Below are 15,366 nucleotides of genomic sequence, written 5' to 3' on the forward strand. Positions count from 1 at the left end.
TGTTGACCAATTATATATGTTATAATATTAAAACAATCTTACAAAATGTAAAACTTTCTAAAAATATAACTTTTTTTAATTGTTGATATTTAATTTACCAGAAAGTACCTGCTATATAGGCTATTTATACAGCTTTATGAAAAAATTCTTTCTCAATTTTAAATGATATAACCAAACTCTTCTAAGCCATCCTTGTTTTTACTCCACCCTTTTTTAACAGCGACATGAAGGTCTAAAAATATTTTTTTACCTGAAAAGAGTTCCATCTGTTCACGTGCAAGTTTACCTACACGCTTGATCCCTGCACCCTTTTGGCCTACGATCATCCCTTTTTGTGTCTCTTTTTCCACAACGATCGTTGCATAGACTTTATCCATGCTGTCACCCTCGTCGATCTTTTCTATGGTCACATCGCTCTCATAAGGTATTTCATCACTGAGGTTCTCAAAAATAGACTCACGAATGAGTTCCTTATAGATATTCCTTATATGTTCTGTGGTGAGGATCTCAGGGTCGTAGAGGAAAGGAGAGCTTGGCAGATGCTTACATATCTCATCAAGCAGTTGTTTTTTACCTACTTTTTTATTAACAGAAAAAGGGATGATCGCTTCAAAACAGTCTTGATATTTCTGATACTCACCCAACTTTGCCAATATATCACCCTGCTTTACATGATCGATCTTAGTAAGCACAACGATGTGCTTAACACCTTTGGCTTGCGTAAGTTTTAAAAATTTTTCATACTCTGTAAGCTTATCTGTGACAGGTGCAAGGAAAATAATAAGATCACTGTCCCCCATCGCTTTGAGTGCTTCATCCAACATAAATTGATTCAAAAGTCTCTCTTTTTCATGAATACCTGGCGTATCCACAAAAATGATCTGTGCATCATCATGCATGACGATAATGTTCATACGTTTACGTGTTGCCTGTGCTTTCTTTGAAACCATTGCAAGCTTTTCACCGACGATGTGATTGAGTAATGTGCTTTTCCCCGCATTAGGCCTTCCCACCACTGCAACAAAGCCAGCTTTGGTATCTACTTCTTCTTTTTCATGATCAAACATTTCATTTTCCTTTTAAGTGCCTCTTAACTTTCGCCTCGTTTTAAATTCATCCTAGTATAGAGTGCTACATTATGAGAGCTTTGCTCTGATTCAATACAGCCTTACAGTATATAGCGGGTTGCATCTTCATCTTCAACCACTTTGCTTATCTTCTCTTCTACCAATGCTTTATCCACATGGATAGTTTCACCCTTGTGTTCGTCGGCTGAGAAACTGATCTCTTCGAGGATCTTTTCCATTACTGTATGTAAACGTCTGGCACCTATATCTTCAGTCTTTTCATTGGCAAGCAGTGAATAGTGTGCAATGGCTCTCAGTGCTTCTTCCTCAAAGTTCAACGCTACACCTTCAACCTTCATCAATGCTATATACTGTTTGATAAGTGCATTTTTGGGTTCTGTCAAAATACGATATAAGGTCTCTTCATTTAAGCTGTTAAGCTCAACACGAAGAGGGAACCGTCCCTGGAGCTCCGGCATTAGGTCACTGGGTTTACTCACATGGAAGGCACCTGCAGCTATAAAGAGAATATGGTCTGTATTGACCATACCTAGCTTCGTATTGACAGAGGAACCTTCTACAATAGGAAGTAGATCTCTTTGCACACCCTCTTTGCTAGGGTCTTGCCTGCTTTGTGAATTGGAAGCTACAGCGACTTTATCTATCTCGTCAAGAAATACGATACCGCCCTTCTCTACCTTTTCAAGTGCCAGAGATTTAAGATTTTCTTCATCAAGAAGTTTTTCACTTGCCTCAGCTTCCAATATCTTCTTGGCATCTTTCACAGTAACTTCTTTTTCCGGACCTTTCTTACCCATACCTCCCAGAACTTTAACAATAGACTCTTGTACCTGGATCATTTGTGGAGGAAGTCCCTCTTCTGGCATGGCAGGCGTGTTCGGTACTTCTACTTTGATCTTGAGATAATCAAGTTCACCTTTGGCATACTTCTCCTGCATACGTGTAAAAGAGGCATCATACTCTGCTTTCTTCTGTTCACTTGCACCGGCTGGAAGCGGAGGAAGAAGTTTTTCTATGATCTTGTTTTCAATATAGTTTTCTATCTTCTCTCTGTTTTTTTCATTTTCACTCTCACGTACCAAAGTCAAAGAGGTTGCAGCCAGATCACGTATCATCGACTCGACATCTCGTCCGACAAACCCGACTTCCGTATATTTACTGGCTTCTACTTTAATGAATGGCAGATTCATCATCTTGGCCAAACGTCTGGCGATCTCCGTTTTACCAACCCCTGTACTACCGATCATCAATATATTTTTCGGTGTCACATCCTGCTGCATCTCCGGACTGAGCTGCATACGTCTGTAACGGTTTCTAAGTGCTACGGCGATCGTCTTTTTCGCTTCATTCTGTCCTATGACATATTTATCCAGGTAAGTAACTATCTCTTTAGGTGTTAAGTTCTCCACTACACTTCCTTACAGTTCTAATATTTTAATATTCTTGTTCGTATAGATACAAAGTTCACCGGCAACTTCAAGTGACTCTTGTACCAGTGTTCTTGGATCAAGGTCTGTATGTTTGTCCAAAGCACGTGCTGCGGAGATGGCATAGTTACCGCCGGATCCTATCGCTGCTATCTTCCCGTCTTCAGGCTCTACGACATCACCCGTCCCTGAAAGTATAAAGATATGCTCCTGGTTCAGTACGATCATCATCGCTTCCAGCTGACGCAGATGTTTGTCTTTTCTCCACATTTTGGAAAACCCTATGACAGACTTGAAAAGATCACCTCTTTTTTCAGCCAATATGCCCTCGAACATATCAAAAAGGTTAAATGCATCTGCCGTACTTCCAGCAAATCCTGCCAATATTTTTCCTTCATGCAATGTGCGTATCTTTGTGGCATTACCTTTGAGTACGGTATCCCCAAAGGTTACTTGGCCATCACCGCCTATCACTGCTTTGCCATTACTCTTATAACCCAGTATCGTAGTTGCGTCAAACATGACTATACACCTACTACTTCTACTTTAAGTGTCGCATGAATCGCATGCCCAAGTTTGGCATCCACTTCATGCGTACCTGTTGACTTAAGTGCTTTCTTAAGATTAATATTTTTTTTGTCAAGTTCTATGTTGAGTTGTTCTTGTATGGCGTTTGATATATCAGCATTCCCAACTGAACCTTTGATACCGACAGGTGCCAATGGTTTTTCCACTTTAATGGTTGCCGCTTCAAGTGTTATTTTTTCAGCTTCAAGTCTGGCCAGTTCATCTCTTAGTTTTCTTGCCATCTCTTCTTGTTCGGCTTTCCAATTTTCTACAACCTCAGGTGTAGCCAACTTTGCCAAACCCTTTCCTATAAGGAAATTCTGTCCATAGCCATCTTTTACTTCTTTAATTTCACCTGCTTTCCCAAGTGCTTTAACATCTTTGATCAATAATACTTTCATTTATTTATTCCTTCTTATGCCATATGTACCTATAATTTTAACAAACTTTTACTAGACATCTGTTAAAAGTACTATAACATCGCGTACTTTAAAGTATAGCTTTAGTGTGATGATAGTATTATATATAGCATATAAAATATGTCAAAAAGGGGAGATCTTTCAATGAAGTTTATTTACATCTTTCTTGTTATCACACTTTTTACATTTCAAGGGTGTACAACAAAAGAAGCCAGCCCCAACTCAAATCATCAACCCAATAAAACAGATCCACTGACGACAGCCCCTCTAACAACAGCTACTTCTGATGAACCAATGAAAGACGATCAAGCAGAAGAGTTTGAAGAAGAGTTTTCCGAACAAGAGACATCTACTGCCAGTGACCCGTTAAGCGGTTATAACAGAGTGATGACCTCCTTCAATGATACATTTATTCTCTATGCATTGAACCCTGTTTCTAAAGTCTATGCAGCGGTGATACCTCAACCTTTACGATTAGGACTGTCCAATGCTGTGGATAACTTACGATTTCCTATTCGTTTTGCCAATAACCTCTTGCAAGGCAAGTTCCAAAACTCTTCGGACGAACTGGAAAGGTTTATTATCAACTCTACCGTGGGACTGGGTGGACTTATAGATGTTGCCACAGACTATATGACAACACCGATACCTGCACATGATGAAGACTTCGGTCAAACCTTGGGACACTATGGCATAGGATCTGGATTCCATGTTGTCCTACCATTCATCGGACCATCAAACATCAGAGATATAGTAGGCCTTACAGCGGATGCCTATCTCTCACCTATCGTACATGTAAACGGATTAGACCATTATAAAATACCTCAAAATCTTAATCAATCTGTCGGAATTTATTCGGTTCATACCATTAACAAAACATCTCTACATTTAGGGGAATATGAAAACCTTAGAGAAGATGCTATAGATCTCTATCCATTCTTTAGAGACACCTATGAACAAAAACGAAATTCTGATATAACAGAATAAATGCAATAAGGTAAAAACATGTTAAAAAAAATCATTCTACTCTTGTTTCTCTCTCTCATCTCTCTTTATGCGATAGAAGAGCAAAATATTCAAAAAGTAACGGATACAAAGGTAAGAGAGGTCTTGAATATCTTGAAAGACAAAACCCTGTCCCAGAAACAAAAAGATGCAAAGAATGTTCGTATTATAGACGATATTTTTGATTTTGACATTATGTCACAAATTAGTTTGGGCAGAAAATGGAAATCACTTTCAAACAATGAAAAAGCACGGTTTTCCAAAGCTTTTGAGAAAAAAATAAAACATTCCTATCTGGATAAACTAAGACTCTACAACAATGAAAAAGTGATCATTAAAGATCTGGAAAAGGTCAAATCTAACCGTATTACTTTGGAAACTCAGGTCATAGGTCTTGATGACACCTACAAAGTTATCTATCTTTTTTACAAAAAGAAACATACCAATGAATGGTATATTTATGATGTAGAGTTGGTCGGTGTGAGTATTATACAGACCTATAGAAAACAGTTTTCAGAGTTTTTACAGACAAAAACGATAAAACAGCTTATAGAATCGCTTTAAGTCATTCTGTAGATAAGAAGATCATCGATGCTCTATACACTTTATCAAAAGCTTATACTCAAATACCCTTTTTGGGTTTTAACGATCCTGATCAGCAGTATACTTATTTTTGGCATCAATATTCAAAAACTGGAGATAGATGCTTCTGCAGAAACACTTCTTTTAAATGATGATAAAGACCTGGCATTTTCCAGAACTGTAGCAAAAAGATTCCAAACCAATGATCTCCTTATTCTTGCCTATAAACCCAAACAGGATCTACTCTCTCCAGAAAGCCTGCAAACCTTAACACGTATCACTAATGACCTGGAGCAATTACCTCGTGTTGAATCTGTAGATTCACTCATCAACGTACCTCTGTTTTTTTCACCTATCAGAGAGATGGATGATCTGATCAATGAAACCAGAACACTGAAGAGTGATGACATCAATCTCTCCATGGTGAAGCATGAGTTTTTAACCAGCCCTCTCTATAAAGACAGCCTTGTCAATAAAGATTTCACGATCTCCTCGATCATCATCCATTTATACCAGGATCCGGAATACTTCACACTTTTAGAAGAGAGAAATCGTTTACTTGACAAACAAAAAGCCTCTCTACTTACAAAAGAAGAGAAACAGGAACTCCACGATGTCTCTATAGCATTTAAAGCACATAGAGATGCACAACGCGACATCGACAATCAAAATATTACAGCAATCCGCGCTCTGATCTCAAAGTATCAAGATGATGCCACGTTCTTTTTAGGTGGTGTGCAAATGATCTCCAACGATATTGTCGGGTTTATCAAAAACGATCTACTAATTTACGGAAGTACTCTGATACTCCTTATTATCCTTGTTTTGGGTTTTATTTTCAAAAAAATCAGATGGGTGATGCTGCCTATTCTGATTTGTGCGCTCTCCGTTATTGCGATCACGAGCAGCCTGGGATATTTTGGATGGGAGATCACCGTCATCTCTTCGAACTTTATTGCTTTGCAGCTGATCATTACCATTTCCATCGTTCTGCATCTGATTGTAAGGTATGAAGAACTTTTGACACGCTATCCTCGTGCTTCGTCCAAAAGACTCATCTTATATACGGTGCTTACAAAGGCCACACCTACTACCTTTGCTATTCTCACTACAATTGCAGGCTTCTCCTCACTGCTCTATTCTCATATCTATCCTGTCATCAATCTAGGCTGGATGATGAGTGCAGGTATCACCATGTCATTGGTGATCGCATTTATTATCTTACCTGCTGTCCTGATGTTACTGAAAAAAACACCCCCCGTAAAACAGAAGAGATCTATGGCTTTTATACCTTCTCTGACTGCCAAAATCGTACTACATGATAAAAAAGCGATCTATATCGTCACCCTTCTCTCAATTGTCTTTAGTATTACGGGGGCTTCACAGCTGATTGTAGAAAACAGTTTTATTAACTACTTTAAAAAAGATACGGAGATCTACAAAGGTATGAGTATTATCGATCAGGAACTAGGAGGTACCACTCCCTTAGATGTCATACTCACGTTATCGGATAAAAACAGTACTCCTACATCCACGGCTTCAACCCAGGAAGAGACATTTGACGAGACAGATTCCTTCGAAGAGGAATTTTCGTCTGTAGAGGACCAGGACCAATACTGGTTTACGGAGGAGAAGATCCAGATCATCAAAAATGTCCATCACTATTTGACGGACCTTGCACAGGTAGGTGAGGTACAGTCTTTTGCCACACTTCTAGCTACAGGAAAGATACTCAATAAAAACAAAAACCTGGACAGTATAGACCTCGCTTTGATCTATAAAAAACTCCCCCAGAAATACAGAGATGTGATACTCACGCCTTACGTCAATATTGAACATGACCAGCTAAGGTTCTCTACACGTGTCATAGACTCTAATGAAGTATTACGCAGAGACGCACTACTAAAAAAGGTCAAAGATGACCTCACACAACTTATAGATCCTAATGTAGCAACCGTACAGCTCTCAAATCTTATGGTCCTTTATAATAATATGCTGCAATCTCTTTTCCATTCACAGATCACGATGATCGGCCTCGTATTGCTCATCGTTTCCCTCATGTTCCTTATTTTGTTCAGGTCTCTAAAACTCACATTGATCGCTTTGACCGTCAATGTTATTCCCATAGCACTTGTCTTTGGATTTATGGGCTGGCTGCATATCCCTCTGGACATTATGACCATTACCATAGCCGCTATTGCTATGGGTATCGGTATCGATGATACGATACACTATATCCATCGGTTTAAAGTTGAATTTGAAAAGGACAATCGTTACTACTTTAGCATGCATAGAACAAGTACCAGCATAGGAAATGCCTTATACTTTACCACACTGGTTATCGTGATAGGGTTTTCCATCCTGACCTTGTCAAATCTAATCCCAACCATTTATTTCGGTCTGCTGACCATGGTAGTAATGATCGCTGCACTCACCTCTGATATGATACTTTTACCCAAACTTTTGATCGTGTTCAAGCCATTCAAAAGAGTCAAATAGTCTAACAATCTACTTTGACTCTATTAGAATTAATATCTCCTTTTATAAAATATGTTACAATCAAAAAAAATAAAATAACGGACCAATCATTTATGTTTCAAGAATTCAAAATAGACAATTTAGACCAATTCCCCAAAGATTTAGAGACCCTTTTAAACCAGCAAAGAGTAACGATCAATGATATCACTGCAAATGCAGAGAGCAGTTATGACAAGGTCCTTAAACCCTTGCAAGACCTGGATGAAGAACTAGGGCTTTTCTTTACCCCGCTTTCTCATCTGAATTCCGTAATGAACTCAGACGAAACACAAAAAGCCTATGAAGCATCTATCCCTCTGCTTTCGAAATTCAGTTCTGAAATGGCACAAAACGAAGCCCTCTTTAAAAAGATTGAGGCGATCAAGGCAGATTCCAAAGAAGCGAACAAAGTACTGGAACATGAGATCAGAGGTTTTGTACTCTCTGGGGTCAATCTCCCCGAAGATAAGAAAAAACGACTCGAAGAGATCAGCCTCAAACTCTCTGAACTTTCCAACCAGTTTTCACAAAATCTCCTTGATGCGACCAATGCCTATGAACTTATCATCGAAGATGAAAAAGATGTTGAAGGGATGCCTCAGTCCGACATCGATGCAGCCAAAGAGGAAATGGACGGTAAAACCGTTTATAAATTCACTCTTCAAATTCCCAGTTATCTGGCCTACATGACTTACGGGCCTAACCGTGAGTATAGAAAAGAACTCTCTAAAGCCTATGCAACCAGAGCACCAGAAAACGCAGAGGTCATAGACCAGATCCTCGCACTCAAACATGAAAAATCACAACTGCTAGGCTTTAGCTCTTATGCAGAGTATGCATTGGAGACACGTGATGCAAGTCGCGAAGATGATGTCATCACATTCTTAAATGAACTGGCCGATGCTGCCTTGCCTCAAGCCAAAAAAGAACTTGAGGAACTACGTGAATATGCGAAACGTGTGGATAGTATCGAAGATCTTGCAGGATATGATGTAGGCTACTATTCAGAAAAGCTGAAAAAAGAAAAGTTTGACTTCGATGATACAATCACTAAACCCTACTTCAAACAGGAGAAGGTTTTAGAGGGACTACTATACATTGTCTCAGAACTTTTTGGTGTCACGTTCGAGCCTGCAGATGTACCGACATGGCACACCTGTGTAAAACCTTTTGACATCTTCGAAGAGGGCAAACTCTCCGGACGTATCTACTTTGACCTTGAGGCACGTAAAGAGAAACGCGGAGGGGCATGGATGAATGACTGGGAGACACACTATGTGGATAGCAAAGGAGATTTACATCTTCCTTCCGCTTTCATCGTATGTAACTTCTCGCCAACAACCCCAAAGACTCCTTCTTTGCTTCGACATGATGATGTGGTGACGCTCTTTCATGAGATGGGACATGCGATCCACCACCTTTTTGGAAAATGTAAAGAGCGTTCGGTCTCAGGTATCAACGGTGTGGCATGGGATGTGGTGGAGTTCCCTTCACAGTTCTTGGAGAACTTTGCCTATGAAGCAGCGATCCTAAAACGTTTTGGTTTTCATTATGAAACAGGTGAGCCTATCTCAGAGGAACTAATGGCTAAGATCAAAGAGACTAAGAACTTCCAAGCAGCCCTTGGCATCCTGCGTCAGGTAGAATTCTCGTTGTTTGATTTTGTACTGCATCAGGACCTTTACCAAGGTGAGGAAGTACAAAGATTGCTTGATGGCATTAGAGAAAAAACTTCTTTGCTCACACCACCAAGCTATAACAAATTCCAACACGGATTTGCACATATCTTTGCAGGTGGCTATGCAGCAGGATACTACAGCTATAAATGGGCTGAAGTACTCTCTGCAGATGCGTTTTTCTCCTGTTTGGATAATGAATCAGGATTTAACAAAGAGCGTGCCAAAGGGTATAAAGAGTATATACTTGCAAGCGGTGGTGCGATTGAGATGTCTGAGCTCTACGAAGAGTGGCTTGGACGGAAAGCAGATGTTCAAAGTCTGATCAAACTGTATGAAATAGCATAATGATCTTCTCTCACTCTTAGGCAGATAGCCAAAGAGCGAAAGAACAGAAAGGAGCCTTTCGTGAGCGAATACCGTTCTCTTGCACTTACCGTGATCGCCATCTTTATCATCACTTTTCTGGCTGCCTATTTCAGTCCCTCATTCGCAGAACAAAAAACCTATTTAGAACTTTTTATCCTGTTTGGGAGCCTGCTTTTCATCTTTGCAGTGGTAGTGATCTTTGCAACACTGGGATTTCACTCTTTTGCCCTCTTTTTGAGTCTTTTTCTTGCTGCAGTGATCGCCATGTATGGGGTATTGGGGGCTTTGCTTATCACGGCTGTCACCTATTTTCTGTGGGGTTCTATCTTCGCGATGGAACTGCTTCTGTTCTATAATGGAAGTGAAAGTGCCAAAGCGTGGTTTCTCTCCCGATATGATTTCAAAACATTCAAGATGGAGTATGTTGCTTTTTATCCGCTGATGGGAATGCTCTATATTTTATTGGAATTTATACCTTATCTCTTTTCTAAAGAGAAGTTGTTGAAGTTCACCCCTTCAAAAGTCTTGAAGGAGATGGAGATGTTACTGGAATAAATTTATTTACTCTTCATTACTCTTGATAAGAGAAGCGATACGTTCAGGCTGTTTTTTACCTTCGATGATGAATCTCAATGCATTCAGACGGATAAACCCTTCTGCATCCGCTTGGTTATATACTTCATCCTCTTCAAATGTTGAGTGCGCTTCTGAATAGAGCGATTCATCTGAACTTCTACCCACTACGATCACATTCCCTTTGTAGAGTTTGAGTTTTACTTCACCATTGACCGTTTCTTGTGTTGCGTCGATCGCTGATTGCATCATCTTGCGCTCTGGCGACCACCAGTATCCGTTATAGATCAGTTTTGCATACTTTGGCATAAGCTCATCTTTAAGGTGTGCTTCTTCTCTATCCAGTGTGATAGATTCGATCGCTCTGTGTGCTTTAAGCATGATCGTACCACCCGGAGTCTCATAACATCCACGTGCTTTCATACCTACATAACGGTTCTCTACGATATCGATACGTCCGATACCATGCTTATTTCCATAATCATTCAGTGTTTTAAGAAGTGTCGCAGGGCTCATCTCTTCACCGTTAATTGCTATCGGGTCACCTTTTTTATAAGTGATCGTGATATACTCTGCCTCATCTGGAGCCTCTTCAGGAGAGTTTGTCCATAGCCACATATCATCTTCTGGTTCAGCTGCAGGATTTTCAAGGTGAAGCCCTTCATACGAGATATGAAGCAGGTTTGCATCCATAGAGTATGGACTTGCTTTAGGGTTACCGTCCTCATCGACGTGTTTTTTAGAGATCTCGATACCATGCTCTCTTGCATACGCAAGAAGCTTCTCACGTGAATTCAGGTCCCACTCTCTCCATGGTGCGATCACCGCGATATCCGGATTAAGACCTAGATAACCAAGCTCAAAACGTACCTGGTCATTTCCTTTACCAGTAGCCCCGTGACTCACAGCATCAGCACCGGTCTGTTGTGCGATCTCTATCTGTTTTTTAGAGATAAGCGGACGTGCGATAGATGTACCCAGCAGGTACTCGCCCTCATAGATGGCATTGGCTCTGAACATAGGGAAGACAAAATCTTTTACAAATTCTTCTCTAAGATCCAAGATAAAAATATTCTCAGGTTTGATACCCATATCCAATGCTTTCTGACGTGCAGGTTCTACCTCTTCACCCTGACCAAGATCAGCCGTGAAAGTAACCACTTCACACTCATACTCATCTTGAAGCCATTTTAAAATAATACTTGTATCCAATCCACCAGAATACGCCAATACTGCTTTTTTAATTTTTCTTTTTGCCATGCGATAAGCCTTTAATTAATATTGTTGCAATTTTAGCGTAAATTTAGTTACGGATATTTTATATTCTAAGAATTTGAAGACAATCTATTCACTTACATAAGCTCCTCTTGCACCACTCACAGAAGTTTTAGACTTTTCTTTTTTAGTTTTTTCAGCATTTTTCAGGTTTATTTCATGCTCTTTGGCAGCCATATAATTGCCAAATGTTTCAAATTCATCCTCTCCTTTTGCATTGAGCTGTTTTTCAAGCACTCTAAGGTGTTGCTTCATTTTATCGCTCAAAGTGATGATCTCCTGATAATGTACAGCAGATATTTTGATCGCCCCATCACTTAAGGGTTTTTTTCTGCCAAATAGACTGCTTTTGTTCTTGGAGACACATACCTCATAGATCTGCATAAAATTATTATGTATACTTTTCCATAATGCTTCAATTTCATAGAGAGTATCCACACAACTGCTGTCTCTAAAGAGCATGGCCTCCTGTTCCAGCCACTTTCCAAAATCGATATCGGACATATTCAATTCAATGTCTTGTTTGTTTGTATCTAGCAATCCCGCAGATAATAATTTTATCATTCCTACCCATCTGGTATGTTCTACTCGTGCTTGATGAAGATGATGAAGATATGTGTCTTTATTTGTCATTTAGTATTCCTTGTCTATTGTATCACTATATTTCATGACACAGGTCGCATCTAAATGCTATATAGTGATTTTAATTATTTCCTCAGAAATATTTTATCCCAAAGGAATACTTATATTTGTTATAACTTGATTAATTTTTAACCAAATAAATATAGATATTATTTTTTAGTAATCAAATCCATATTTCTTCAAAATGATCTCTAATACAGCCTTCTGATAGGCTCCGGTATGACGAAACACTTCTTTTCCAGAGGCGTCAAAAAATATCTGCGTAGGCATCTCTTTGAGTTTATAGATATCACGACTCACCAAACGCTCTTTTTGACCATCTATTGAATAGATCTGAAACTCCGGATGCACTTCTAATACTTCAGCAAATACTTTGGACATCGCTAAACAGCTATAGCAGTGGGACATACCAAATGAGAATATGAGAGGCTTCCCATTACCTATCTTATCTTTGACATCGGCATATTTCATCACTGGCATTATATTTTCCGTAGGCATCTTCTCTCCACATATTCTAAATATAAGCGATTATACAAATTCTATCTTAAGAACTTTTACTATCATCAAATTGCCATTATTCATAAAGTGTACATATATTACGGGAGGGGGAGCATTGACCATATGGTGCTGCTGCAGAAAAGAAGGTCTCCGATACCCTGGAGACAAGAGGGTAGTGGAGATAAAGAATAATATTCCTTACCTAATACCACATATGTTGATATCAGGATAGGGAGTGGGATATATAGACTAAAAGTTATAAGATGCTATCACACGGAAGTGATTCATCTTCTTCTCCACTACTGCGCTGCTGTCATACTCACTGGTTCTGATAGCATTAAATACTTTTATCGTCCATGCTTTAGTCGGTTTGTAAGCCAAGATAATATCAGTCTCGGTCGCATCATTGCTCGCAACCAGATTCAACCCTGCATAGCCTGTTGTTTTAGACTTACCGTAATTGGCATAGCTCGCCATAAGCTTTAGACCCTTCATGATCGTATAGTGTCCACCGACTTTGTATGCACTGACGTCTTGTCTATATGCATTACGAGAAAAAAGAGAACTCGTATACGCCGGATCCGTACCCCATGCATTTAAAAAACCGCTTTTGATCAATGTATTTCCGTCATTATCTTCATCATTCGACTTATTGTATGCTGCATACACCGACCATTTTTTATTGCCTATATTTGCTTTTACTCCCGTAAGGCTATAGTTCAGTGTTCCGGCCAGTTTATCACCGATCTCATCCTGTTGAAGATATTGGGCACTTAATGCAAGGTTTGTACCTTTCGCTACAGGGAATTTATAGTCAACATCTGCATAGAGCATATTCGCAATATCCCATGCATAGTAATCCCATAGAGATACTTTTAAACCTTTAATTCCTGTATATGTTGCTCCGGCTACCGTCATACCATTTGTGTCTTCATTAACCCCGGCACCTTCTGCAAGATCGTGAAATTCTGCTTGGGCTATTCCTGTAGCACTCTGTGTTTCCATTGGTCTGGCTACACCGGCGGTTTTAGTCTTCTCACCAATCAATCCCCAATCAGTTGCTGCTCTGGAACCATAAGACATTCTGCTAATATAACCAAGCTCGAATGAAAAACCATTAACCTTTTCGGCACCTAACATATAGGCTTCATAAAAGTTTGGCATCAAAGACCATTTGATCTGTGTCAGCGGTGTATTTAAAATCTGACGTCCGCCTTTAAATCGGAACTTATCATTTTTATACTCCAGATATACTTCACCAAGCAGCGACTTTTCATCACCTTCCACATTTGTAAACATTCCGAGTGCATTTTTCTTATCGCCGTCCCAGTCTGTAAGACCGGTATCGCCATTTACATAAAAGGCAGCACCAAACTTGAGTCCGTCTAGAACTTCGGGAGTTACATATTTAAGCGTACCTAAATAACCGCTACCATTATTTGGAGCCCATCCATTATCTTTATCACTGATGATGTACATCGCTTTTAACTGTCCTGAAATGACTCCACCACTAAGTAATGCTGTTTCTTTCACTTTGGGTGCATCGGCCGCTTGAAGAATCATTGTTCCCGCAAGTACCACTACTGAGATAGCTGTTTTTTTCATTTTTATTCCTTTTTCCATATTTTGAATGGGACAATGATGACAGACTAATGTCAACTCTATATTAGTCCTTTGTTAATGGAGTGTTAATAAAAGTCCAAATGATGAGATAGATAAATATTTACTTACATAATTTGGTCATGGAGATGATAGTGTATTGAAGAAGTGCTATATTCCTAAAGGATAGACATTTTTCGTTATATGGCTTCTTATTAATAGTACGTTAACAAAAGACTAACATGTAGTTCATATATATTTGTCATTATGCTAAGGTAAAAAAATAAAAGGATAAAGAAATGAAAAAAATAGTTGTTTTCCTGATCGCCGGGATGTCAATATTGTTCGGAAGTACTAACTTTCCAATAGTTACACACGAAGAAGTTTTAGAACTTCAGAAACAAAACAATACATTGCTGATAGATGCCAGACCTCCAAAACTTTACAAGCTGGGTACTATAATGGGTGCCATGAATATAAACATGAGAGATATGAAAGTTTACGAAAATAAACTTGGGCTTCTTCCAAATGACAAATCTGCAAAGATAGTCTCTTTTTGTAACGGTCCAAAATGCAAGCTCTCACACAAGCTGGCCAAAAGTCTGAAAATAGCAGGTTATACTAATGTAGTCATATACCAGGGTGGATATCCGGAGTGGAGAAAGAAGAAATTAGAAGCCATGGGTATGCTAAGAGAGTGTAAAAATCAATCCGGGGAGTATCAACCATCACAGGAGAACAAAATAGATATTAACGGTATAACACTCTATAAAGGCGCTGAGACAGGTATGGTCGATCAGAGATGGTTTGCGAAGAAACTCAATACAAATAGTAAACCTGAAGGTATTACCTTGGTAGATGTAAGATCTGAAAAGGACTTTAATGCAGGCCACTATGAAGGGGCTATCAATATTCCTTACAATGTAGACAAAGGCACACTGGATGCAACGAAACTTCCGAAATCAAAAGCGATCGTGATCTATTGCCATACCGGAATGATGTCGGTTGGAGCTTGGCAGTCACTGCAAAAGAATAAAGTTTATATGTCAAATATTTTCTATTTGGATGCAAATTTTGACTGTACAAAAGGCAAGTGTTCCGTAGAACCGAACGAGGATCTATAATGTCA

General features: G+C 39.3%; 14 protein-coding genes. 6 read left to right on the forward strand and 8 right to left on the reverse strand.

The features are described 5' to 3' along the window. Positions 1–158: 158 nt before the first annotated feature. From era to rplI, 4 genes are all read right to left on the reverse strand, one after another. Entirely contained in the window at positions 159–1,067 is a 909-nt protein-coding gene (gene era, locus MN086_RS07640) for a GTPase Era (protein WP_248575425.1), read from the reverse strand. Positions 1,068–1,168: 101 nt separating this feature from the next. Continuing rightward, positions 1,169–2,497: an HslU--HslV peptidase ATPase subunit gene (gene hslU, locus MN086_RS07645; protein ID WP_248575426.1), complete on the reverse strand. Its 1,329-nt coding sequence runs from the start codon at positions 2,495–2,497 to the stop codon at positions 1,169–1,171. A gap of 9 nt (positions 2,498–2,506) precedes the next feature. Beyond that, entirely contained in the window at positions 2,507–3,037 is a 531-nt protein-coding gene (gene hslV / locus MN086_RS07650) for an ATP-dependent protease subunit HslV (protein WP_248575427.1), read from the reverse strand. 2 nt (positions 3,038–3,039) lie between these two features. Beyond that, positions 3,040–3,483, reverse strand: a complete 444-nt coding sequence (rplI, locus tag MN086_RS07655; RefSeq protein ID WP_248575428.1) for a 50S ribosomal protein L9 — start codon at positions 3,481–3,483, stop codon at positions 3,040–3,042. A gap of 162 nt (positions 3,484–3,645) precedes the next feature. On the opposite strand from rplI, the gene MN086_RS07660 reads away from it, so the two are divergent. The 5 genes from MN086_RS07660 (at position 3,646) to MN086_RS07680 (ending at position 10,205) form a co-directional block, all read left to right on the forward strand. After that, positions 3,646–4,488, forward strand: a complete 843-nt coding sequence (locus MN086_RS07660; protein ID WP_248575429.1) for a VacJ family lipoprotein — start codon at positions 3,646–3,648, stop codon at positions 4,486–4,488. Positions 4,489–4,506: 18 nt separating this feature from the next. Then, positions 4,507–5,070 carry an ABC transporter substrate-binding protein gene (locus MN086_RS07665; protein ID WP_248575430.1) on the forward strand — a complete coding sequence of 188 codons (564 nt, stop codon included), beginning with the start codon at positions 4,507–4,509 and terminating at the stop codon, positions 5,068–5,070. Between the two features lie 27 nt (positions 5,071–5,097). Continuing rightward, the gene (locus MN086_RS07670) at positions 5,098–7,587 is read left to right on the forward strand and encodes an RND family transporter (protein ID WP_248575431.1); all 2,490 of its coding nucleotides are present in this window, start codon (positions 5,098–5,100) and stop codon (positions 7,585–7,587) included. Between the two features lie 92 nt (positions 7,588–7,679). Continuing rightward, positions 7,680–9,629, forward strand: coding sequence for a M3 family metallopeptidase (locus MN086_RS07675; RefSeq protein ID WP_248575432.1), 1,950 nt, complete (start codon positions 7,680–7,682; stop codon positions 9,627–9,629). Positions 9,630–9,689: 60 nt separating this feature from the next. Continuing rightward, positions 9,690–10,205: a hypothetical protein gene (locus MN086_RS07680; RefSeq protein ID WP_248575433.1), complete on the forward strand. Its 516-nt coding sequence runs from the start codon at positions 9,690–9,692 to the stop codon at positions 10,203–10,205. A 6-nt stretch (positions 10,206–10,211) separates the two neighbouring features. Here MN086_RS07680 and MN086_RS07685 read toward each other — a convergent pair whose 3' ends face one another. The 4 genes from MN086_RS07685 to MN086_RS07700 all read right to left on the reverse strand — a co-directional run bounded on the left by MN086_RS07685 (position 10,212) and on the right by MN086_RS07700 (position 14,243). Next, positions 10,212–11,483, reverse strand: a complete 1,272-nt coding sequence (locus MN086_RS07685) for an argininosuccinate synthase (protein ID WP_248575434.1) — start codon at positions 11,481–11,483, stop codon at positions 10,212–10,214. Between the two features lie 84 nt (positions 11,484–11,567). Beyond that, positions 11,568–12,131: a hypothetical protein gene (locus MN086_RS07690; protein WP_248575435.1), complete on the reverse strand. Its 564-nt coding sequence runs from the start codon at positions 12,129–12,131 to the stop codon at positions 11,568–11,570. A 165-nt stretch (positions 12,132–12,296) separates the two neighbouring features. Then, on the reverse strand, positions 12,297–12,620 hold the full coding sequence (locus MN086_RS07695) for a thioredoxin family protein (protein WP_248575436.1): 324 nt from the start codon (positions 12,618–12,620) through the stop codon (positions 12,297–12,299). Positions 12,621–12,887: 267 nt separating this feature from the next. Next, complete coding sequence (locus MN086_RS07700; protein WP_248575437.1) at positions 12,888–14,243, reverse strand: OprD family outer membrane porin; 1,356 nt, start codon at positions 14,241–14,243, stop codon at positions 12,888–12,890. Between the two features lie 293 nt (positions 14,244–14,536). Here MN086_RS07700 and MN086_RS07705 point away from each other — a divergent pair, with 293 nt between their 5' ends. Continuing rightward, complete coding sequence (locus MN086_RS07705) at positions 14,537–15,361, forward strand: rhodanese-like domain-containing protein (RefSeq protein ID WP_248575438.1); 825 nt, start codon at positions 14,537–14,539, stop codon at positions 15,359–15,361. Positions 15,362–15,366 lie beyond the last annotated feature (5 nt).

Source organism: Sulfurovum sp. XGS-02 (assembly GCF_023213175.1).
Taxonomy (GTDB): domain Bacteria; phylum Campylobacterota; class Campylobacteria; order Campylobacterales; family Sulfurovaceae; genus Sulfurovum.

Coding starts and splice junctions, on each gene's coding strand:
- era (WP_248575425.1), bottom strand. CDS start 1,067: ATGTTTGATCATGAAAAAGAAGAAGTAGATACCAAAGCTGGCTTTGTT.
- hslV (WP_248575427.1), bottom strand. CDS start 3,037: ATGTTTGACGCAACTACGATACTGGGTTATAAGAGTAATGGCAAAGCA.
- rplI (WP_248575428.1), bottom strand. CDS start 3,483: ATGAAAGTATTATTGATCAAAGATGTTAAAGCACTTGGGAAAGCAGGT.
- MN086_RS07660 (WP_248575429.1), top strand. CDS start 3,646: ATGAAGTTTATTTACATCTTTCTTGTTATCACACTTTTTACATTTCAA.
- MN086_RS07665 (WP_248575430.1), top strand. CDS start 4,507: ATGTTAAAAAAAATCATTCTACTCTTGTTTCTCTCTCTCATCTCTCTT.
- MN086_RS07670 (WP_248575431.1), top strand. CDS start 5,098: ATGCTCTATACACTTTATCAAAAGCTTATACTCAAATACCCTTTTTGG.
- MN086_RS07675 (WP_248575432.1), top strand. CDS start 7,680: ATGTTTCAAGAATTCAAAATAGACAATTTAGACCAATTCCCCAAAGAT.
- MN086_RS07685 (WP_248575434.1), bottom strand. CDS start 11,483: ATGGCAAAAAGAAAAATTAAAAAAGCAGTATTGGCGTATTCTGGTGGA.
- MN086_RS07690 (WP_248575435.1), bottom strand. CDS start 12,131: ATGACAAATAAAGACACATATCTTCATCATCTTCATCAAGCACGAGTA.
- MN086_RS07695 (WP_248575436.1), bottom strand. CDS start 12,620: ATGCCAGTGATGAAATATGCCGATGTCAAAGATAAGATAGGTAATGGG.
- MN086_RS07700 (WP_248575437.1), bottom strand. CDS start 14,243: ATGAAAAAAACAGCTATCTCAGTAGTGGTACTTGCGGGAACAATGATT.
- MN086_RS07705 (WP_248575438.1), top strand. CDS start 14,537: ATGAAAAAAATAGTTGTTTTCCTGATCGCCGGGATGTCAATATTGTTC.